Annotated in this window: 17 protein-coding genes; 9 read left to right on the top strand and 8 right to left on the bottom strand. The window is 73.3% G+C overall.

Going from position 1 to position 20,507, the window contains the following annotated elements; genetic code table 11:
- Positions 1-46: 46 nt before the first annotated feature.
- From ABT345_RS26205 to ABT345_RS26195, 3 genes are all read right to left on the bottom strand, one after another.
- The gene (locus ABT345_RS26205) at positions 47-643 is read right to left on the bottom strand and encodes a TetR/AcrR family transcriptional regulator (protein ID WP_345093211.1); all 597 of its coding nucleotides are present in this window, start codon (positions 641-643) and stop codon (positions 47-49) included.
- A 54-nt stretch (positions 644-697) separates the two neighbouring features.
- Positions 698-2,368, bottom strand: coding sequence for a class I adenylate-forming enzyme family protein (locus ABT345_RS26200; RefSeq protein WP_345093213.1), 1,671 nt, complete (start codon positions 2,366-2,368; stop codon positions 698-700).
- Between the two features lie 194 nt (positions 2,369-2,562).
- Entirely contained in the window at positions 2,563-3,330 is a 768-nt protein-coding gene (locus tag ABT345_RS26195; protein ID WP_345093217.1) for an SDR family oxidoreductase, read from the bottom strand.
- Between the two features lie 169 nt (positions 3,331-3,499).
- On the opposite strand from ABT345_RS26195, the gene ABT345_RS26190 reads away from it, so the two are divergent.
- Both ABT345_RS26190 and ABT345_RS26185 read left to right on the top strand, forming a co-directional pair.
- Positions 3,500-4,780, top strand: a complete 1,281-nt coding sequence (locus tag ABT345_RS26190) for an exo-beta-N-acetylmuramidase NamZ family protein (RefSeq protein ID WP_345093220.1) — start codon at positions 3,500-3,502, stop codon at positions 4,778-4,780.
- An 87-nt stretch (positions 4,781-4,867) separates the two neighbouring features.
- Complete coding sequence (locus ABT345_RS26185; RefSeq protein ID WP_386461246.1) at positions 4,868-6,211, top strand: MFS transporter; 1,344 nt, start codon at positions 4,868-4,870, stop codon at positions 6,209-6,211.
- A gap of 65 nt (positions 6,212-6,276) precedes the next feature.
- Here the strand turns inward: ABT345_RS26185 and ABT345_RS26180 are convergent, their stop codons facing one another.
- Complete coding sequence (locus tag ABT345_RS26180) at positions 6,277-9,093, bottom strand: penicillin acylase family protein (protein ID WP_345093223.1); 2,817 nt, start codon at positions 9,091-9,093, stop codon at positions 6,277-6,279.
- Positions 9,094-9,319: 226 nt separating this feature from the next.
- On the opposite strand from ABT345_RS26180, the gene ABT345_RS26175 reads away from it, so the two are divergent.
- Positions 9,320-9,988 carry a hypothetical protein gene (locus ABT345_RS26175; RefSeq protein ID WP_345093226.1) on the top strand — a complete coding sequence of 223 codons (669 nt, stop codon included), beginning with the start codon at positions 9,320-9,322 and terminating at the stop codon, positions 9,986-9,988.
- Positions 9,989-10,058: 70 nt separating this feature from the next.
- Positions 10,059-10,886 carry a 3-keto-5-aminohexanoate cleavage protein gene (locus ABT345_RS26170; protein ID WP_345093229.1) on the top strand — a complete coding sequence of 276 codons (828 nt, stop codon included), beginning with the start codon at positions 10,059-10,061 and terminating at the stop codon, positions 10,884-10,886.
- A 688-nt stretch (positions 10,887-11,574) separates the two neighbouring features.
- Here ABT345_RS26170 and soxR read toward each other — a convergent pair.
- A complete protein-coding gene (gene soxR, locus ABT345_RS26165; RefSeq protein ID WP_345093232.1) occupies positions 11,575-12,129 on the bottom strand; it encodes a redox-sensitive transcriptional activator SoxR in 555 nt (184 codons plus the stop codon).
- Positions 12,130-12,515: 386 nt separating this feature from the next.
- Between soxR and ABT345_RS26160 the strand changes: the two genes are divergently transcribed.
- Positions 12,516-12,977, top strand: coding sequence for a MaoC family dehydratase (locus ABT345_RS26160; RefSeq protein ID WP_345093235.1), 462 nt, complete (start codon positions 12,516-12,518; stop codon positions 12,975-12,977).
- Between the two features lie 227 nt (positions 12,978-13,204).
- Here ABT345_RS26160 and ABT345_RS26155 read toward each other — a convergent pair whose 3' ends face one another.
- Positions 13,205-13,834, bottom strand: a complete 630-nt coding sequence (locus ABT345_RS26155; protein WP_345093238.1) for a TetR/AcrR family transcriptional regulator — start codon at positions 13,832-13,834, stop codon at positions 13,205-13,207.
- A gap of 167 nt (positions 13,835-14,001) precedes the next feature.
- Here ABT345_RS26155 and ABT345_RS26150 point away from each other — a divergent pair, with 167 nt between their 5' ends.
- Positions 14,002-14,643 (top strand): TetR/AcrR family transcriptional regulator, encoded by a 642-nt coding sequence (locus ABT345_RS26150; RefSeq protein WP_345093241.1) that lies wholly within the window; start codon positions 14,002-14,004, stop codon positions 14,641-14,643.
- Between the two features lie 105 nt (positions 14,644-14,748).
- Positions 14,749-15,792 (top strand): urea transporter, encoded by a 1,044-nt coding sequence (locus ABT345_RS26145; RefSeq protein ID WP_345093244.1) that lies wholly within the window; start codon positions 14,749-14,751, stop codon positions 15,790-15,792.
- 160 nt (positions 15,793-15,952) lie between these two features.
- Here ABT345_RS26145 and ABT345_RS26140 read toward each other — a convergent pair whose 3' ends face one another.
- Complete coding sequence (locus ABT345_RS26140; protein WP_345093247.1) at positions 15,953-17,377, bottom strand: CitMHS family transporter; 1,425 nt, start codon at positions 17,375-17,377, stop codon at positions 15,953-15,955.
- A gap of 208 nt (positions 17,378-17,585) precedes the next feature.
- Positions 17,586-18,197 (bottom strand): TetR/AcrR family transcriptional regulator, encoded by a 612-nt coding sequence (locus tag ABT345_RS26135; RefSeq protein WP_345093250.1) that lies wholly within the window; start codon positions 18,195-18,197, stop codon positions 17,586-17,588.
- Between the two features lie 201 nt (positions 18,198-18,398).
- Between ABT345_RS26135 and hmgA the strand changes: the two genes are divergently transcribed.
- A complete protein-coding gene (hmgA, locus tag ABT345_RS26130; RefSeq protein ID WP_345093253.1) occupies positions 18,399-19,739 on the top strand; it encodes a homogentisate 1,2-dioxygenase in 1,341 nt (446 codons plus the stop codon).
- Positions 19,740-19,755: 16 nt separating this feature from the next.
- On the top strand, positions 19,756-20,505 hold the full coding sequence (locus ABT345_RS26125; protein ID WP_345093256.1) for a GntR family transcriptional regulator: 750 nt from the start codon (positions 19,756-19,758) through the stop codon (positions 20,503-20,505).
- The last annotated feature ends 2 nt before the right edge of the window (positions 20,506-20,507 follow it).

Genomic DNA, 20,507 nt, shown 5'->3' with positions numbered 1-20,507 from the left:
GTTCCCGGGGTGAGGGGGAGCGAGGGCCGGGTGAGGGCCGGCCCCCCTACGGCCGCAACGCCCGCAGCAGCAGCCCCGCCAGATGATCGGCGACCTCCTGCGGGGTCAGCGGGCCGTCCTCGCGGTACCAGGTGCCGAGGTGGTGGACCGAGCCGAAGTGGTAGTCCACGACGAGGTCGGCGGGGACGTCGGCGGCGAAGACGCCGGTGCGCTGGCCCTCCTCGATCAGGGCGCGGAACCGCTCGTGGTAGCGGCGGCGTTCGGCCCGTACCTGCTTGTCCTTCTCCGGGCCGAGGTGGTGCATCGACCGGAAGAAGATCTTGGTGTCGTCGAGGTTCTCGATGGTGGTGACGACGACATCGGCGGCCGCGTCGCGCAGCCGCTGCTCCACCGGCGCGTCGGCGTCCGCGAAGTGGTCCAGGCGCTCCTGCTGGAGGCGGAGCACCCGGCCGTAGACCTCGTGGAGCAGGTCCTCCTTGGAGCCGAAGTAGTGGTAGAGGGCGCCCTTGGTGACGCCTGCCGCGTCGACGATCTCCTGGACGGAGGTGCGGTCGTAGCCGCGCTCCGCGAAGAGGCGGGTGGCGGTGGCCAGCAGCCGCTGCGCCACCGGCTTCGTGCCGTCGCCGTCCTTCGTTGCGGCCATCGCCGTCACCTGTTCCTTCGTCGTTGCGCGGTTCGTTCGCGGGAGCCGGGCCGGTCAGCGGCCGCCGGGGCGCGCGCGGTCACGCAGCTCCCGCCGGAGGATCTTCCCACTCGTGGTCTTCGGCAGCTCGGGCAGGATCTCGACCTCCCGGGGACATTTGTACGCGGCGAGCCGCTCACGGCAGTGCCCGGACAGCTCGGCGGGGTTGGGGGCGGTGCCGGGCCGCAGGCTGACGTACGCCTTGACGGACTCGCCGCGGTAGGCGTCCGGGATGCCGACGACGGCCGCCTCGCGCACCGCCGGGTGGGTGTAGAGGACGTCCTCGACCTCCCGCGGCCAGACCTTGAAGCCGGAGGCGTTGATCATGTCCTTCTTGCGGTCGACGACGTAGAGCCAGCCGTCGGCGTCCATGAAGCCGATGTCGCCGGTGCGCAGCTCGCCGCCGGGTATCGCCTGTGCGCTCGCCTCGGGGCGGCGCCAGTAGCCGGGGACGACCTGCGGGCCGCGGGCCACGATCTCGCCGTGGGTGCCGAACGGCACGTCCGCGCCGGCCTCGTCGACGATCCGGACGACGGCGTCGGGGCCCGGCACGCCGACGGCGAGGGTGCCGGACTCCGGGTCGGCGGGCGCCTCGCGGCCGGGCGGGACGGTGGCGAGGGTGGCGGTGGTCTCGGTCAGGCCGTAGCCGTTGTGGAGGTAGCAGCCGGATCCGGCGCGGAACGCCGCCACCAGGGCGGGCGGCACCGGGGCGCCACCGGAGGCGATCATCGCGAAGGAGGCGAAGTGGTCGCGGGTGACGCCCGGGTGGGCCAGCAGCGCCATGAACGCGGTCGAGGGGCCGACGGTGAAGGCCGGGCGGTACTCCAGGAAGGCGTCCAGGACGACGCCCGCGTCGAAGCGGTAGGTGAGCGCGCAGGTGCCTCGGTTGGCGAAGGCGCCGGCCAGTTCGCAGACCAGGCCGGTGATGTGGAAGAGCGGGGCGAGGGCGTAGTAGGTGGATCCGGCGGGCAGTTGCAGGCCGGTGCGCTGCCGCTCGACGTTGTAGGAGAGGTTGCCGTGGGTGTTGGTGGCGCCCTTGGGGGTGCCGCTGGTGCCGGAGGTGTAGCTGATCAGCGCGGTGTCGGTGGCGGCCGGGGCGGCGACGGCGGGGAGCGGCCCGGCGGTGGTGCGGGCGGCGGCCAGCAGGTCGTCGGCGCCGCCTCGGGGGCCGAGGCGTTCCGGGCGCAGCACCCGGGTGTCGTCGCGGGTCTGGAGTCCGGCCTCGCAGGCGGTCAGCGCGATCCGGACGGACGGCTGCCGGGCGGCGGTCTCGCGCAGGAAGGCGTCCCAGGTGTGGTCGGCGCAGATGACGGCGGTGACCTCGGCGTCGGAGAGCACATGGGCCATCTCGCCGGCCTTGTACATGGGGTTGACGGGGACGACGATGCCGCCGGCCTTCCAGGCGCCGAGGAGGGCGAAGACGAAGTGCGGGGTGTTCTGCAGCATCACCACGGCGCGGTCGCCGGGCCGGAAGCCGCGGGCGGCGAGGTGGGCGGCGACGCCGTCGGAGAGCGCGTCGGTCTCGGCGTAGCTGAGGCGGGCGTCGAAGTAGGCGAGGGCGGTGCGGTCGGGGGCGTGGCGGACCGCGTCGCGGAAGGTGTGCAGCAGGGAGGCGGGCGGGTCGACGGGGACGCGCTGCGCCTCGGTGAGCTGCGCCAGCCACGGCTTGTCCTGGTAGGAGGTCATCGGGTGCGGCCCTTTCGTCCTGGGTGCCGGGCCCGCCGGGTGCGGCCCGTGGGCCGGCGGACGGGGACCCGGCGGGTGCCGGATGCCGTGCGGGGAGGGGCGGGGTGATGGTCGGTCACCCCGGGGCGGGCCGCGCAGGGGGGCGCGGCCCGAGCGGCGGAGGGCGCGCGGCGCGGGCCCGCGCGCCCGGGGCGCTATCTGCCGTCGGTCTCCTCCAGCTTCTGCTGGAGGCGGTTCATGCTGCCGAGCCAGCGGTCCGGTTCGGTGGCGCGGGCGGTGTAGTACGCGGCGACCTCCGGGTGCGGCAGGACCAGGAAGCGGTCGGCGGCCATCGCGTCGAAGAGGGCGTCGGCGACCGCCTCGGGCTCGACGGCGGTGGGGGTGAGGACCAGTTCCCCGGCGGCGCCGGTCGCGGCGAGCATGTCGGTGCGGACGCCCTGCGGGCAGATGGCGTGGACCGCGACGCCGCGGTGACGGTAGGTCAGCGACAGCCATTCGGCGAAGGCGTACGCGCCGTGTTTGGTGACGCTGTAGGGCGCCGCCTCGATCATGGTGAGCAGTCCGGCGGCGGAGACGGTGGAGACGAAGCGGCCGGTGCCGCGTTCCAGCCAGCCGGGCAGCAGCTCCCGGGCGGCGCGGACGTGTGCCATGACGTTGACGTCCCAGGCCAGCGCCCAGTCCTCCTCGGGTGCGCCGGGGCCGCCGCCGGTGCCGACGCCGGCGTTGGCGCAGAAGACGTCGATGTCGCCGCCGAGCGCCTCGCGGGCGGCGGGGACGACCGCCGAGGCGTCCCCGGGGACGGCGAGTGCGCCGATCTCCCCGGCGGTGTGCTCCGCCTTGGCCGCGTCGAGGTCGTTGACGACCACGCGGGCGCCCTCGGCGGCGAAGCGGCGGGCCAGTGCGGCGCCGATCCCTCCGCCCGCCCCGGTCACGACGACGGCCTTGTCCCGTACGGCTTCCACGCTGGCTCCCCAGGTCGTTCGGCACTTCCCTGGACGCAGACTAACCAGTCGGTATGTGGCAGCGGAAGAGCCGGACGCGCCATGTCCGGCGCGTTCCGCGGGGCGCACCGGCGGGTTACGGTGCGCTCGGCACGGCCCCTGTCCGCTCACCGCTCCCGGAGGGCTGCACATGACCCTGTCCCGACGCCTGCTGCTCGGCTCTCTCGCCGCGACCGGGGCGGCCGGTGCGACGCTCGCCGCCGCGCCCGCCACCGCGTCCGCCGCCGCACCGTCGGCCGCCCCGGCCCGCCGCCCGGTGCGCACCGGCTTCGACCGGCTCGCCGCCGACGGCTACCGCCTCCTCGACGGCCGCACCGTCGGCATCGTCACCAACCCCACCGGCGTCACCGCGGACCTGCGCCACATCGTCGATGTGCTGCACGCCGACGCCCGGGTGCGGCTGCGCGCGGTGTTCGGCCCCGAGCACGGCTTCCGCGGCACCGCGCAGGCCGGCGGTTCGGAGGGGCGGTACGACGATCCGGCGACCGGGCTGCCGGTGTACGACACGTACGGCAGGAGCGGCCGGGAGCTGGCGGAGATCTTCACCGCGTCCGGGGTGGACACCGTCGTCTTCGACATCCAGGACGTCGGCGCGCGGTTCTACACGTACATCTGGACGCTCTACGACTGCATGGTGGCCGCCGCGCTGGCGGGCAAGCGCTTCGTGGTGCTGGACCGGCCCAATCCGGTGACCGGGCGGGACGCGGCGGGGCCGGTGCTGGATCCGGCGTACGCGTCGTTCGTCGGCCGCAAGCCGATCGCGCAGGCGCACGGGATGACGGCGGCGGAGCTGGCGCGGCTGTTCAACGAGGAGTTCGTGGCCGCGGACGCGGGGCGCCGGGTGCGGCTGGAGACGGTGGCGATGTCCGGGTGGCGGCGCGGCGACTTCTTCGACGCGACCGGGCTGCCGTGGGTGCCACCGAGCCCGAACATGCCGACCCCGGACACCGCGCTGGTCTACGCCGGGACCTGCCTGTTCGAGGGCACCAACCTCTCCGAGGGGCGCGGCACCACCCGCCCGTTCGAGCTGCTGGGCGCGGAGGGCATCGACCGGCGTTGGGCCGCGGCGGCCGGGGAACTCACCCTGCCCGGTGTGCACTTCCGGGAGGCGTACTTCGCGCCCGCGTTCTCGAAGTTCGAGGGCCGGACGGTCGGCGGGGTGCAGCTGCACGTGAGCGACCGGGCGGTGTTCGACCCGGTGCGCACCGGCATCGCGCTGCTGGTGACGGCGAAGCAGGTGTGGGACGGCTTCGCCTGGCGGCCGGATCACGGCATCGACCGGCTGACCGGTTCCGCGACCGTCCGCACGATGATCGACAAGGGTGCGGGGACGGACGAGGTGGTCGGCGCCTGGCAGCAGGAACTGGCCCGCTTCCGGGCCCTGCGCCGCCGCTACCTGCGCTATCCGTAGGGGCGCGGCCGGGAAGCACTCCCCCGCGTCCCACACTTCGAGACACGCCATTCCATCTATTGACTACACGTCACACGGCCCAAGAGCATGCCGCTCGTGGAAACCGACACGACACCAGCGAAGACCGGGCCCGAGGCGGCGGACGCCGCGGCCACCACGGAGAGCGGCGGGGAGAGCCTGCGCCGGGTGGCGGTGGCGTCCTTCATCGGCACCGCCATCGAGTTCTACGACTTCTACATCTACGGCACCGCCGCCGCCCTCGTCCTCAACGAGGCGTTCTTCCCGGGGCTCGACCCGGTGAACGCCACCCTCGCGTCGTTCTCCACCTACGCGGTGGCGTTCGCCGCCCGGCCGCTGGGCTCGCTGATCTTCGGGCACTTCGGCGACCGGGTCGGCCGCAAGTCCGTCCTGGTGGCGTCGCTGCTGATGATGGGGCTGTCGACGGCGTTCGTCGGACTGCTGCCCGGCTACGCGACGCTCGGCATCTGGGCGCCGCTGCTGCTGGTGCTGCTCCGCTTCGTGCAGGGCATCGGGCTGGGCGGCGAATGGGGCGGTGCGGCGCTGCTCGCGGTCGAGCACGCGCCGAAGCGGCGCCGCGGGCTGTACGCGGCGTTCCCGCAACTGGGCCCGTCCGTCGGGTTCTTCGCCGCGACGGGCGTGTTCTGGCTGCTGTCGGCCGCCTTGGACGACGCGGCGTTCCGCTCCTGGGGCTGGCGGGTGCCGTTCCTGTTGTCGTTCCTGCTGGTCGGCGTCGGACTGTTCGTCCGGCTGAAGATCAGCGAGACGCCGGTCTTCGCGAAGGTGCGGGCGGCGCAGGAGGCCGGGCGGGTGCCGGCGCTCGACGTCTTCCGGCGCCACCCCAAGGAGCTGCTGCTGGGCGCCGGCGGCATGATCATCGCGTACGGCCTCTTCTACACGGCGACGACCTACTGCCTCGCCTACACCACCGGCACCCTCGGCGTCTCCCGGAACACGATGCTGGGCCTGTCGCTGGTCGCCTGCCTCTTCCTCGCCGCGGGGACGTGGCTGGCCGCGACCCGCTCGGACGGGGCCGGGCGGCGCAAGCTGGTCCTCGCCGGCACCGGCCTTGCCGTGGTGTGGGGGCTGGTGCTCTTCCCGCTGCTGGACACCGGCCGGCCGGCGCTGATCGCCCTCGGCATCGGCGGCGCGCTGTTCTGCATGGGCGTGGTGTACGGGCCGATGGGCGCGTATCTGCCCGAGCTGTTCGGCACCACCGTGCGCTACTCGGGCGCCTCGCTCGCCTACAACCTGGGCGGCGTGCTGGGCGGTGCGGTCTCCCCGCTGATCGCCACCCGCCTCCAGCCCGTGTTCGGCTCCGCGTCGGTGGGCTGGTACGTCAGCGCGATGGCCGTGGTCTCCCTGGTGTGCGTGCTGGCGCTGCCGGAGACGCGGACCCGCGAGCTGGGCTGAACGGTGCGCGGCGAAGGCCGGTACGGGGATCCCGTACCGGCCTTCGTCCTCGGTGCGTTTGCGGGTCAGCGGTGTGCGGGGAACTCCACCACCTGCTGGTAGGTGGGGCGGTTCTGCCAGCTGATCGCGGTGTGGGTCAGGCCGCCCACGGCGCGGTGGATGATCGCGTCGGAGCACCACTGGTCGCCGGCCTTGCAGCTGTCGTCGCCCGGGTAGACCTGCTCGGCCGTCTTGCCGGACGCCTCGCGCAGCGTGTCGAGGAGGGTGTCGCGGCAGGCGGAGAGGTCGCCCTTGCCGCAGAACGGCCGGGCCAGCGGCGCCCGCACCTTGTCACCGAGGACCGAGCGCAGGTCCTTGTCGACATAGCTCCACCAGCCGTACTGGAACGCCGATCCGGCGTGCGCACCGGTCGGGCCGTGGCCCGCGGACGGCGACTCGTCGATCGCGAGGTTGGCGCCCAGCGCCTGGTAGAGATCGCCGCCCAGCTCCGGTGCGAAGGCGCCCTTGACCAGCAGCGGCCACCAGGCGTCCATCAGCCGGACCGCGTCGGGGTGGGTGTAGGTGTGCGATCCGGCGGCGGTCTCCCGGCGCTGGGAGCCGTCCCGGCGCCACGAGTCGAGCTGCTGCACCGCCTTCTTGAGCTGCGGATCGGTGACCGGCTCGCTCTGCAGCACCCGCAGCAGCTCGGGCAGCACGTCCTCGCCGCGCAGATCGGTGACGGCCGCCTCGGACATCGCCCGGGTCAGCGAGGCACGGGTGACGCCGCCCTCCGCGGCGAGGGCCGCGACCCGGTCGTCGAGGAGGTCGGCGCGGTGCACCGGGCCGTTGCCGAAGCCCGCCGAGTCGTAGTCGGCGGCCTGCTTGTTGTTCCAGGAGACGTAGTAGTCCTGGTTGACCGACTGCGGGTGCTCGGCGGGCGGGGTGTAGTCGGTGAGGTTGTTCTCCGGCCGGTAGCCGCGCCACTCGTACTCCGGTGCCGCCTTGATCGGCAGCGCCGGGTCGACCTTCGGGTTGCGGACGGGGTTGAGGCCGCTGTTGTAGTACGCGATGTCACGGGAGTCGGCGTAGAACCAGTTGAAGGCGTAGCCGATGTGCTGGGCGGCCTGCTGGAAGGTCTGCGCGTCGCGCACGTACGAGGGGTCGTTGAGCATCTGGAAGCCGATGATGGAGTCGGCCTCGTGGCGGTAGGTGGAGCGCAGCGCCGTGTAGGCGACGGGCTTGCCGCCGATGGTGGCGCGGTGGGTGACGGTGCCGTACTTCGTGCGGAAGACCTGCATCCGGTACGAGCCGGCGGCCGTCGGGTCGGCGATGGTGGGCTTCCAGGAGTTGGTCCGCTCCAGCTTCTCCATCGGGACGCACTCGCCGTGGTAGCGGTAGGCGACCGAGTCCTTGGTGGCCGGGGAGCCGTCGGTGTTGCACAGGTCGACGGCGTAGGTGTCGGTGATGTCCTGCCCGGCGGAGGTGGCGCTCCAGGCGTAGTCCTGGCCGCGGCCCAGCTGGACGTACATGCCGACGCCGGCGAAGGAGGCGCCGCGGGCGCTGATGCCCGGCCCCTGGATCTCCTGGAGCATCAGCAGCTGCGGGGCGAAGTAGCCGGTCTGCGGCCCGAAGACGGCGACGGGGTGGCCACTGGCGGTGCGCTTGCCGGATACCAGCAGCGCGTTGGACATCCCGCGGTGCTGGGTCGGGTCGAAGGCGCCCTTGGGCAGCACGCCGTCCTTGAACAGCCCTTCCAGCTTGCGGTACTTGGCGGGCGCCCGGACCGGCTCCTGCGCGGGCTTCTTCGCGCCCGCCGTGCCGGTGCGGTCGTGGACCAGCGGTTCGGGGGTGACCGACCCGGCGTCGGGCAGCGCGGTGCCCTCGGCCTTGGCGGGCTTGACCGCGTACGGGAAGCTCTGGCCGTCGTGCAGGGTCTTGGTGGCCTCGGGGTCGTTGCGCTCGCGGAAGGACTCCCAGAGCGCGGTGCCCTTCTCCACGCCGTACTTCTGCTGGGCGGAGAGCAGTGCGAGGGCGGACGGGACCTCGCCGCCGCCGCCGTTGCCGAAGAGCCCGCCGACGACGGAGGCGAGGGCGATCAGGTCGGTGAGCTTGAAGGGCTGGATCTCCCCGGCGTTGGTGATCGCGTCGACATGGCCGGTGAGCACGTACTCACCGGGGAAGTAGCGGCCGTTCTTCGACTGCTCGCGGTAGGCGTTGATGCCGTCGACGTACGCCTGGGCGTCGTCCATGGCCTGCTTGCCGCGGGCGCCGTTGGTGTCGCGTATCCGGTCGACCTGCGCCTGCAGATCGGCCTCGGTGTACGGCGCCTGGGGCCAGAACTCCTGCTCCAGGCCCTGGTTGGCGAGGGCGCCGCCGGCGAACGAGGTCAGCTCGCCGCGTCCGATGTGCCGGAAGAGATCCATCAGCCACAGCCGGTCCTGCCCCGCGGCGTAACCGGCGCCGAACTCGGTGCCGTAGCGGGTGGTGCCCTTGATGTGCGGGGTGCCGGTCTTCTTGTCCCGGGTGATGGTGACGTCGTCGCGCGGCGTGGTGACCTTGTCGATCTGGTCCTTGGGCACGCCGAAGGAGGAGTCGTTGAAGAAGTCGGTCAGGGTGTCGTCGGTGAGCGACCGGTAGCCGCTCGCCAGCGCGCCGTACGGGGCGAGTTGGTCGTCGGAGTGCGCGGGGTGGGTACCGAACACCTTGCTCGCCAGGATGTCGGCGAGGGTGGCGTTGCCGGTCGCGCCCGGCGGCAGGATGTCGGCGCACTGGCCCTGGCAGTAGTCGGCATCGTCGGGGCCGCCGGCGGCGGTCGCGAGAGGGGGTGGTGCCAAGAGCGTGGCACCCAAGGCGAACAGGGCTGCCGCGGCGGCGGTCCTGAGCCTTCCGGTACGTCGTCGCATTCCTGCTCCTCGGGAGGCGGGTGGGGCCGGACGTTACCGCTGGTTACCTCTCCGCGGGAAGATGAACAACAGTCACCTTTTCGCAACCCTCACCGGACACCCCGGACGACCACCGCCCCTTGCGCCCCACTCCGGTGAACCGCAAGAAAATTCGAGGGATCCGGTCGGCCTCCGGCTGCGTCCCTTCCGTGTCCACTCGGGTCCTCCCCACGGAGGTGGGATGAACATGGCCGGTTTCAGAGCTTTCGCCGCACAGGTCCGCGATCCGCGGCTCCTCGCCACACGGCGCCGCACCGCCCTGCGCAAATGCCTGGAGCGCTTCGCCCCTTACGGGCACCGCGCGACCTGGCACCACCTGTGCACCCGGGCCGGTATCGCCCCGCAGGACCGCGATCCCGACCCGGCACGCCTGCTGGCCGCCCTCGCCGAACTGGAGGAGGCGCGCGCCCTGTGGCTGGCGTACGAGGCGGAGTGCGTCGCGCGGCGGCGCCGGGAGAAGCGCGACGGCATCCGGCAGCCCGGCGCGCTCGACGCCTGGCACCGGCGCACCTGGGGCGGCTGCGAGATCGTGCCGTGCGCGGCGCCGCACCGGCATCCGGCGGCGCCCCTCACCGCGGTGCTGCGCACCGTCATCGCGGCGATGGAGTCCGGACGGCTCCGGCACGACTGCCCGGTGTGCGGCTCCACCCGCTTCCGGCCGCTCACCGACCCGGACCGCCGCGCCGCCGGACCGGTCTGCGCGGACTGCGGCGTGATCACCCCGGCCGCCCTGCTGACCCGCGAGACCCTGGCGGCGGCCCGGCGCGAGGCGTCCCCCGCCGGTGCGGGGACGGTGGCCCCGGCGGGGGCGGCGGCCGGTTCCGGCGCGCGCTTCGGGGCGTCGATGGCGGCCTGAACGGCCGTCCGCCCGCGCGGAGTTCGGACCCTCGGCGGGCGTTGTCAGACCCCTGTGCCAGCATCGGGGCATGACTCAGGTCGCTCTCAACGGAGCCCGCACCGCGGCGGATTCGGCCGCGGTGCCGCTGTCGCCGACCGCGCTGGCCGAGGCCGCGCGGCAGGCGGTGGCGGCCGGGGCCACCTCCGTCCACGTCCACCCCAAGACCCCCTGCGGGCAGGATTCCCTCTCGCCCCGGGTGGTCGCCCCTGCCCTGGAGGCGGTGCGCGCGGCCGTGTCCGTCCCGGTCGGGGTGACGACGGGCGCCTGGGCCGAGCCCGATCCGGCGCGGCGGGTCGCGCGGATACGGTCCTGGACGCTGCTGCCCGACCACGCCTCGGTCAACTGGCACGAGCCCGGCGCCGAGCAGGTGGCCGCCGCGCTGCTCGCCCGGGGCGTGGCGGTGGAGGCCGGGATCTGGTCCGGCACCTCCGGCGCCGCACGCTTCGCCCGCTCGCCGCTGCGCCCGCGGGTGCTGCGGGTGCTGGCCGAGGTCACCGACACCGCCGCGGCGACGGCTCCGGACACCGCCCGGCGGCTGCTGGCCGCGCTCGGCTCCGCCCGGACCGGCCGTCCGGTGCTGCTGCACGGCGAGGAGGGCGGCACCTGGCCGGTGCTGCGGCTGGCGCTCCGGCTGGGCCTGGCCACCCGTATCGGCATCGAGGACACCCTGCTCCTGCCGGACGGCACACCCGCCCGGGACAACGCCGAACTGGTCGCCGCCGCCGTGGCGTTGGCACAATCGGAGGCCTCCTCGGGCCCACCGCGGGCCTCCGGGGGCTCCGCTCCGGGCGCCCGGGAGGCGATATCCGGCGGCGGCGCACCCGGCGGCCCCGCCGGCGCCGCCCCCGGCGGGTGACGCGGGACGCGACCTCGTCCGCGTCGCCGGATGCCGGCCACACCGCTCACGGACGACCGCACCACCGTCCGCCGACGCCACGCCGCCCGGGCCCGCGACGCGGCCGGCGGTCGATCTCCCGCGCCACCGGATCCCCGAGGACCCACCGATCGGCGTGATACCGGCGGGACGGTACGGCGAGGAGGCCGGGTTGACAGCCCTACGGCGATGCGATCCCCGAGGGTTTCGACGTCGGGTCATCCCCGCAACCGCGGGGCACACACCATGCGGCAGCTGGGCATGGAGCCCGACGAGGGGCCATCCCCGCAACCGCGGGGGCAAGGTAGGCCCCCGCTCGCGCGGGGCGCACCGCGACCGCAATCCGCCGCCTGGAGCACTCATGGGGGCATCCCTGCTCACGCAGGGCGCACTGGGTGCAGATCAGACCGAAAATCCCCTTCGCGGGGCCATCCCCGCAGCCGCGGGGCACACGTTTTCCCGGCATTCTTCCCGCCTGTGAGTTTGGGGCCATCCCCGCACCTGCGGGGCACACGGCGAGTTGGGCGGGCAGGCCAGCTTGCCGCTGGGGCCATCCCCGCACCTGCGGGGCACACGCTTCCTGACCAGCGGTTTCGTCAGGCAGCTCAGAGGGTTTCGTTCACCCTGGGAGGTCAGCGAAGCCTGACGGGCCGCGGGCCCGGGAGCTGCCTCACCGTATCTCCCCTGCCCCCGGCTCGCACCGCTCCGGGGTCTCGTCCGTGCAGCAACCGGCAGCGTCCGCGGGTGGCGCCTCGCGCTCGGGCTTCCCGCGGTCCACCCGCAACCGCTGGGCGCCCGGGCCCTGTTGGCCGAGGTTGTCGTACGGGTTGGAGAGGGCGCAGCGCTCCAGGGAGAGGCAGCCGCAGCCGATGCAGTCGGTCAAGCGGTCGCGGAGATCGACGAGTTGGCCGATGCGTTCGTCGAGTTCGGCGCGCCAGGCCTCGGAGAGGCGGGCCCAGTCGTCGCGGGTGGGGGTACGTTCGTCGGGGAGCTCGGCGAGGGCGTCGCGGATCACCGCGAGGGGGATGCCGACGCGCTGGGCGGCGCGTACGAAGGCGACGCGACGCAGGGTGTCACGGGTGTAGCGGCGCTGGTTACCGGCCGTGCGGGTGCTGGTGATCAGGCCCTTGGTCTCGTAGAAGTGCAGCGCGGAGACGGCGGCGCCGCTGCGCGCGGAGAGCTGGCCGACGGTGAGTTCATGGACCTTGAAGGGAAGCTGGGGCACGGGCCCAGCCTAGGGGGCGCCATTTCGGCCTTCGCGGGTCAGGTCGTGGCGTCCGGTGCCGTGCCCCGCGAGGCGGAGCCCCTCCTGCGGACCGGGAGGCGGACCGGGCGCAGGACGGCCCTCCGCCGAGCCGGGCCTCCCGCCGGCGTCGGCACCCGGCCCGGCGGGCGTCCGACCGGCCCGGCCATCCGCCAGACCTGCCGGACCGGACCCATCGGCGTCAGTCCGGCCGCGGCCCGCCGTCCACCCCGACCCGCCGTTCCGTTGACAGCGGCACGCGCACTCCGCATGCTGAGCAAGCGCTTAGCGCAGGGTCAGTGCACGGTCAGCGGCGGCGGGCGTCCGGCAGGGCGCGGGCGGCGCGGAAACTTCAGGAGGCGGACGGGATGGCAGAGCCCCGGGTGTTCGGATCGCTCGACGAGCTGCGGGCCGCGGTCGGTGAGGAGCTGGGCCCCAGCGACTGGCTGGAGATCGATCAGCAGCGGATCGACCGGTTCGCCGAGGCCACCGGCGACCACCAGTGGATCCATGTCGATGCCGAGAAGGCGGCGGCCGGGCCGTTCGGCACCACCATCGCGCACGGCTATCTGACGCTGTCGCTGCTGCCCGCCCTCGTCCCGCAGCTGATGCGCGTCGACAACGTCGCGATGGGCATCAACTACGGCACCAACAAGGTCCGTTTCCCCGCGCCCGTGCCGGTCGGCTCGCGGGTGCGGGCCACCACGCGGATCGCGGAGGTCGCGGAGGTGCCCGGCGGGGTGCAGCTGACGACGGCGGTGACGATCGAGCGCGAGGGCGGCACCAAGCCGGTGTGCGTGGCGGAGTCGGTCAGCCGCTTCACCTTCTGAGGCGGGGACGAGGACGGGAACGGAGCCGGAGGCGGCAGGTCCGGGGAGCGTACGGCGCCCCTGTGCCCGCCGCACCGCCCGTCTCCCCCCAAGCCGTAAGCCCGCGGCGTGACTCCGGGACCGTCACTCCCAGGCCACGCCCCGGAAGCCGGAACCGCAGGTCCGGAGCCCGCACCGCCGGACCCATCAGGCCCGGCCCATCAGGCCCGGCCTGATGGGCCTGGCCGTCACTCCGCTCCCGCGCCCACCATCCGCAGGACCAGTCCCGCGTAGAGGACGCCGACCTCGTCGGGGGTGCGGCGGCCGTCGGCGGTGAACCAGCGGGCGACGTCCACGCAGAGCGAGAGCACGGCGAGGGTGGTGCCGGGGACGTCGTCGGCGCGGAACTCGCCGGAGTCCGCGCCGTCCTGGATGATCTGGCGCAGCAGCCGGTCGGTGCGGCGGCGCAGCGCGGTGATCTCGGCGTAGTGCTCGGGGCCGAGCGCCTGGAGTTCGTACTGGATGACCCGGGCGGTGGTGTGGTGTTCGGCGTGCCAGCGGACGAAGGTGCGGACGGCTCCGGCGAGCCGTTCGGCGGCGCTGCCGTCGGCCGCGGCGGCCTCGCCCATGATGGCGAGCGCCTTCTCGTGGCCGATGCCGCTGATGCGGTAGAGCAGCTCCTCCTTCGTGCGGTAGTGGATGTAGAGCGCGGCGGGGCTCATTCCGGCGCGGCCCGCGATGTCGCGGGTGGTGGTCGCGTGGTAGCCGCGTTCGGCGAACGCCTCGACGGCGGCGCGGACCAGGCGCCGCGCGGCGTCCGGGGTCACATCGGCCCACTCGTCGCCGGCGCCCGCCGCCTCCCGTGCCTCCGCGTCCATCGCACACCCCGCTTCTCCTCCGCCACGGACCCTCCACGGACGGACCGCACACCTTACCGCGCGGGTGAGCGGACGCTTAGCACATGCCCACGGGGCGCCGCGGGGCGGGTCACGCCCCCGGTTCGCGCCGCTGATCAGCGGCGGGGCGGCCTCGTACCATGTGACACATGGCCCGCCCCCGCAAGCCTCTGCTGAGCCGCGCCCGGATCGTCGCCGCGGCGCTGGCGCTGATCGACGCGGAAGGGCTGACGGCGCTCTCCACCCGGCGGCTCGCCGCCGAGCTGGGGGTGAGCGGCCCGTCCCTCTACAACCACTTCCCGACCAAGGACGCGCTGCTGGACGCGGTCGCCGACACGGTCATCGCGCAGGTCGACGTCACCGCGTTCGCGGACGGCGACTGGCAAAGCGGGCTGCTGGGCTGGGCCCGTTCCTACCGCGCCGCGCTCGCCGCACATCCGCACATCGTGCCGTTCCTCGCGCAGGGGCCCGGCCGCCGTCCGGCGGGGCTGAAGATGGCGGACGCGGCGTTCGGCGGGCTGGTCGACGCGGGGTGGCCGCCGGCCCAGGCGACCCGGGTCTGCGCCATGGTCCGCTATTTCGTGGCGGGCTCCGCGCTCGGCTCGTTCGCCCGCGGCTTCGTCGACGACCCCGGCGCGTACGACCCGGACGCCTATCCGCACCTCGGCCAGGCGCATCTGCTGGCGGAGCATCAACGCCGGGTGGACGAGGGCGCATTTGAGGCCGGGCTGCTGGCGCTGGTCGACGGGCTGGCGCTGCACCATCCGCAGGTCGGCCGGGACGTCCGGTAGCGCCTGCGCACCGGACGTGACCCTCGGCCCGGTCCTCATATTTCTTAGATGTAGAGTGCACCAGCCTCTGACCGGCAGGGGCATTTCGGGCATATGGAGGGCATCGTGGGCCAGCAGGACACGAAGGAGGGGGCCGCACCGCAACCGGAAGCGGCACCCCTGGGCAAGCTGGGGAACTTCGTGCTGGCGGTGCTGCGCGGTCAGGCACAGGTCGACTTCCTGCCCAACGCCCTGACCGGTGCGATCTTCGCCGTCGCGCTGTTCGCCTCGGGCTGGCAGTACGGCGTCTACGGTCTGCTCGGTACGGCGGTGGGCACCGCGACCGCGCGGCTGCTGGGCGTCGCCCGGGACCGGATCACCGCCGGTCTGGAGGGCTTCAACGCCTGCCTGGTCGCGGTCGGCTTCGCCGTCTTCCTCGGCGCCGAGCACCTCTCCACCGCACTGCTCGCGCTCGCCGGGAGCGCGGTGGTCACCGTCGTCACCGGCGCCGCCTCGCGCGTCCTTTCCACCTGGGACCTGCCGACGTTCACGCTGCCGTACTGCCTGATGGCCAGCTCCATGACGATCGCGGCGCCCGGCTTCGAGCGGATCTGGCACAACGGCGAGGGGCTCGCCGCGCTCACCCACCCGGCGGGCGGCCCCACCACGCTCAGCTGGACCGATCTGTGGCACGCCTTCTTCGCCGACTTCGCGCAGATCTTCTTCATGCCGCAGTGGTACGTGGGCCTGATCTTCCTCGTCGGCATCTTCGTGGCCAGCCGCCGGGCCGGTCTGATGGCCTGCGTCGGCAGCGTGGTGGGCATCTTCACCGCCTGGGCGCTGGGCGCACCGGCCGCGGACGTCGCCGAGGGCACCATGGGGTACAACGCGGTGCTGGTGACGATGGCGCTGTGCGGGGTGTTCCTCGTCGCGGACGCCTGGAGCCTGGGGTACGCGGTGGTCGCGGCGGCCACGGCGACCTGCCTCAGCTCGGCGATGGCGGCGCTCTTCGCCCCGTCCGGCGGCCACACCTTCACCTGGCCGTTCGTCCTCGTCTCGCTGGTCTTCCTGGTCGCCGCCCCCACCTTCCCGCGGCTGCGCCGCCCGGACGCGGCGGCGCCCGCGAAGGCCGCGGACGCCGCGAAGACGCCGGTCGCCGCGGCGGCCTGACGGCGGCGGCCCGCGCGCTCGGCCCCGGCGTTCGGGCGCCGGGGCACCGGCGGTTCGCGGGCGGGGCGCACGGGCGAGTTACGGGGCGGGTCCGGTACGCGCGTACCGGACCCGCGGGACGCCGGCCAAGGGCTGTCCCGTCATCCCTGCGGGACAGCCCTCAGATGATGCCGATCAGCAGTCCCGCGCACAGCACCACGAGGGAGGTCAGTGCGGCCCACTTCATGGTGAAGCGGGTGTGGTCGCCGAATTCGACGCGGGCCATGCCGATGAGGACGAAGACCGCGGGGACCAGCGGGCTGGACATGTGCAGCGGCTGTCCGACGAGGGAGGCGCGGGCGATCTCGACGGGGTCGATGCCGTGGGCGGCGCCCGCCTCGGCGAGGATCGGGACGATGCCGAAGTAGAAGCCGTCGTTGGACATCAGATACGTCAGCGGGATGCTCAGCACGCCGGTGACCAGGCCCATGTGGGGGCCCATCGCGTCCGGGACGATGCCGACCAGCCAGCGGGCCATGTGCTCGACCATGCCGGTGCCGGTCAGGACGCCGGTGAAGACGGCGGCGGCGAAGACCATGCCGGAGACGTTCAGGACGTTCTCGGCGTGCGCCGCGATGCGCTCCTTCTGCAGGTTCATCTGCGGGAAGTTGACGGTGAGGGCGAGCGCCGCGCCGATCAGGAAGAGCACCGGGATCGGCAGGGTCTGCAGGATGAGCAGGGTGAGCAGCGCGACGGTGAGCGCGGCGTTGAACCAGTAGAGCTTGGGCCGCAGGGTGGCGCGGTGCGGGTCCAGACCCTGGAAGCCGTCGTCCGCGGTGGCGGCGGTGGCGTCCGCCATGCCGGCGGCCGGTGCCGTGGAGGCCGCCGCGGCGCCGCCGGTTCCGGCGCCGGCGCGGGCGCCGGTAAGGACCTGCTCGGACTCCTCGGCCGCCACGGCCTCGGCCGTCCGGTCCGTGCCCTCGAAGGAGAGCCCGCCGAGCCGCTTGCGCTCGCGGCGCCCGAGGACGTAGGCGAGGACGAGGACGGCGGCGAGGCCGCAGGCGAGGGCCGGGATCATGGGGACGAAGATGTCGCCGGCGTCCAGCTTGAGGGCGGTGGCGGCGCGGGCGGTCGGGCCGCCCCAGGGAAGGGTGTTCATCACGCCGTTGGCGGTGGCGGCGACGCCGGTCAGGACGACCATGCTCATCTTGAGCCGCCGGTAGAGCGGGTACATCGCGGAGACCGTGATCATGAACGTGGTGGAGCCGTCGCCGTCCAGCGAGACGATCGAGGCGAGCACCGCCGTCCCGACGACGATGCGCAGCGGATCGGCCTTGCAGAAGCGCAGGATGCCCCGGACGATCGGGTCGAAGAGCCCGACGTCGATCATCACGCCGAAGAAGACGATGGCGAACATCAGCATCGCGGCCGTGGGGGCCAGGTCGCCGATGCCCTTGATCACGTAATCGCCCAGGTGCGCGCCCTTCCCGACGAGGACGCAGAACAGCGCGGGGATGAGTACGAGCGCCGCCATCGGCGACACCTTCTTCATCATGATCAGCACCAGGAAGGTCGCGATCATGACAAATCCGAGGATTGTCAGCACGGGGGAATACCTCACGTTCGCCCTTGAACACCCGCCGGACGGCGGTCGAGGTGACGTTAGGTGGCCGAAACTCGCGTTAACAAGGTCTTGACGTGTGAGCAATACGAGCAAAACACCAGGTCACGAAGGGGAAACGGATATATGGGCCGGAGTGGGCCACCGCGGCCGGACCCCGGCCCGCCCCCGCGGCACCCGCACCGGCCCCGGCTCAGCCGTCCAGATACCGGGCCAGATAGCTGCGCAGCAGCTCCTTCGTCTCGGTGACGATGCCCGGATCGCCCTCGGGGGCGACGCGGAAGGCGAGCTGGAGGAGGGAGTCGGCCGCCTCGACGCCGACGAGGAAGGCGGTGCGCAGCCGTGCGTCGGCGGCGTCCAGCGCGAGGGGTTCGGCGAGCAGTCCCAGGAGGCGGTCGGCGACCGCGTGGTTGGCCTGGCGGGAGTCGCGCGGCGCCGGGACGGTGAACTCGACGAGCGCGAAGCCCGGCACCGTCCGCTTCATGGCGAGGTATTCGTCGACGACCACGTCCATCGCACCGCGCCAGCCGGCGGGGGCGTCGGGGGCGGCGAGCCGGGCCGTGATGCGGCCGGCGTAGGCGTCGAGGTTGCGTCCGGCGAGCGCCTCGGCCATGGCGCGCTTGTGCGGGAAGAAGCGGTAGACGGAGCCGATCGGCACCCCGGCGCGCCCGGCGACGGCGCGGGTGCTCAGGCTCTCGTAACCGCCCTCCTCCAACTCCTCGGCGCAGGCGTCGAGGATGCGGGCCAGGCGCTGGGCGCTGCGGCGCTGGACGGGGACGCGGCGGAGCGGGGTGGGCTGCTGCACCCCTCCATCCTGCCCGGGGATCCGCGAGGTGACCGGAAGTCACCCGGATGGCCGCACGCGGCGGCGCACCGGAGGGCCACCGCATGCGGCGGGAGGACCGGATCCGGCCACCCCGGCCGGGAGTGTCCGTTGACGCCCCTCCCCGCCAATCCTAGGGTTCTCCATAGGATTCCAGGTTTTCCTGAGCGGCGGGAGCGCGCGATGACAGGTACGGACACGGAGCGGACGGGCGCGGCGGCCGGGGAGCCGGACCTCGCGTACCTCACCGGATTCGGGAACGAACACAGCTCCGAGGCGGTGCCCGGCGCACTGCCCGAGGGCCGCAACTCCCCCCAGCGCGCCCCGCTCGGCCTCTACGCCGAGCAGCTCAGCGGCTCCGCGTTCACCGAGCCGCGCGACCACAACCACCGCTCGTGGCTCTACCGCATCCGCCCCTCGGCCGCCCATCCGCCGTACACCCGGATCGCCCGGCGCCAGGTGCGCTCCGCGCCGTTCACCGACTCCGTGCCGGACCCCAACCGGCTGCGCTGGGACCCGCTGCCCGAGCCGCAGGAGCCGACCGACTTCGTGGACGGCCTGTGGACGCTCGGCGGCAACGGCGACGCCACCCAGCGCACCGGTATGGCGGTGCATCTGTATCACGCCAACTCCTCCATGACGGACCGGGTGTTCGGCGACGCCGACGGCGAGCTGCTGATCGTGCCGGAGAGCGGCGCGCTGCTGCTGCACACGGAGTTCGGCGTGCTGCGCGCCGCGCCGGGCGAGGTGGCGCTGATCCCGCGCGGCGTCCGCTTCCGCGCCGTGCTGACCGGCCCGCACGCCCGCGGCTACGTCTGCGAGAACTACGGCCGCCCCTTCCAGCTCCCCGACCTCGGCCCGATCGGCGCCAACGGCCTGGCAGGCGCCCGGGACTTCCGCGCCCCGGTCGCCGCGTACGAGGACACCGAGCGGCCCGTCGAGGTGATCAACAAGTTCTGCGGCAACCTCTGGAGCGCCACCTACGACCACTCGCCGCTCGATGTCGTCGCCTGGCACGGCAACCACGTCCCGTACGTCTACGACCTGCGCCGCTTCAACGTCATCGGGTCGATCAGCTACGACCACCCGGACCCGTCGATCTTCACCGTCCTCACCTCGCCGTCCGACACCCCGGGGCTGGCCGGGGTGGACTTCGTGGTCTTCGCACCGCGCTGGCTGGTCGGCGAGGACACCTTCCGGCCGCCGTACTTCCACCGCAACGTGATGACGGAGTACATGGGCCTGATCGAGGGCGCGTACGACGCGAAGACCGGCGGGCGCGGCGGGTTCGTGCCCGGTGGCGGCTCGCTGCACAACATGATGTCGGCGCACGGACCGGACCGGGAGACGTTCGAGCGGGCCAGCGCCGCGGAGCTGGCGCCGCAGAAGATCGACGACGGTCTTGCCTTCATGTTCGAGACCCGCTGGCCGCTGACGCTGACCGATCAGGCCAAGGACGCCGACCACCTGCAGCGCGGCTACGACGACGTATGGCAAGGTCTCCAGCGCCACTTCCGCCCGTGACACCGGGGAACGCCCTGTGACGACCTTCGCACCCGATTCCCTCGCGCTGAACCGCAAACTGCCCCTGTGGTATCAGGTTTCGCAGTCGCTGCGCGCCTCCATACTGGGCCGCTCGCCCGAGGCGCCGCTGCGGCTGCCGACCGAGGACGCGCTCGCCGCGCACTACGGCGTCAGCGTGCTGACCATGCGCCAGGCGCTGAAGGAGCTGGAGACGGAGGGGCTGATCAGCCGGCACCGGCGGCGCGGCACCTTCATCGAGCCGAGCGCCCGGCGCGGCGCCCCGGTGCGGCTGCTCGGTTCGGTGGACGCGATCGTGGCCCAGCAGTCCGGGATGACCTCCCGGCTGCTGGAGCACGGTCCGGTTCCGGTGCCGCCGGAACTGACGGAGTTCTTCCCCGGGTTGCGGGAGGTCGCCGGGTACGTCCGGCTGCGCAGCGACGAGGAGAGCGGCGAGCCGACCAACCACGCCCGCAACTACGTCCACCCCGAGGTCGCCACCCGGATCGACCCGGCCGATCTGGCGCACCGGCCGATGACGAAGGTGCTGCGGGACACCATCGGCGTGCGCATCAGCCGGATCACCGACACCGTCGAGGCGCGCCTCGCCGACCCGGAGACCGCCCGGCTGCTGCGGGTACCGCTGCTCAGCCCGATCCTGCACTACACCGGCATCACCTACGACGAGACCGGCCGGGCGGTCGACGTCACGCACATCCACTACCGCGGCGACCGGTTCTCCTTCACCGTCACGCTGGACGCGGACTGAGC

It is taken from the genome of Streptomyces sp. NPDC000404, from assembly GCF_040300365.1.
GTDB classification, from domain to species: domain Bacteria; phylum Actinomycetota; class Actinomycetes; order Streptomycetales; family Streptomycetaceae; genus Streptomyces; species Streptomyces ramulosus.
This window is presented reverse-complemented; position numbering and strand designations above follow the sequence as displayed.

Bases quoted from the DNA above. Each gene is read 5' to 3' on its own strand.
- ABT345_RS26205 (WP_345093211.1), bottom strand. From the start codon at position 643: ATGGCCGCAACGAAGGACGGCGACGGCACGAAGCCGGTGGCGCAGCGG.
- ABT345_RS26200 (WP_345093213.1), bottom strand. From the start codon at position 2,368: ATGACCTCCTACCAGGACAAGCCGTGGCTGGCGCAGCTCACCGAGGCG.
- ABT345_RS26190 (WP_345093220.1), top strand. From the start codon at position 3,500: ATGACCCTGTCCCGACGCCTGCTGCTCGGCTCTCTCGCCGCGACCGGG.
- ABT345_RS26185 (WP_386461246.1), top strand. From the start codon at position 4,868: ATGCCGCTCGTGGAAACCGACACGACACCAGCGAAGACCGGGCCCGAG.
- ABT345_RS26180 (WP_345093223.1), bottom strand. From the start codon at position 9,093: ATGCGACGACGTACCGGAAGGCTCAGGACCGCCGCCGCGGCAGCCCTG.
- ABT345_RS26175 (WP_345093226.1), top strand. From the start codon at position 9,320: ATGGCCGGTTTCAGAGCTTTCGCCGCACAGGTCCGCGATCCGCGGCTC.
- ABT345_RS26170 (WP_345093229.1), top strand. From the start codon at position 10,059: ATGACTCAGGTCGCTCTCAACGGAGCCCGCACCGCGGCGGATTCGGCC.
- ABT345_RS26160 (WP_345093235.1), top strand. From the start codon at position 12,516: ATGGCAGAGCCCCGGGTGTTCGGATCGCTCGACGAGCTGCGGGCCGCG.
- ABT345_RS26155 (WP_345093238.1), bottom strand. From the start codon at position 13,834: ATGGACGCGGAGGCACGGGAGGCGGCGGGCGCCGGCGACGAGTGGGCC.
- ABT345_RS26150 (WP_345093241.1), top strand. From the start codon at position 14,002: ATGGCCCGCCCCCGCAAGCCTCTGCTGAGCCGCGCCCGGATCGTCGCC.
- hmgA (WP_345093253.1), top strand. From the start codon at position 18,399: ATGACAGGTACGGACACGGAGCGGACGGGCGCGGCGGCCGGGGAGCCG.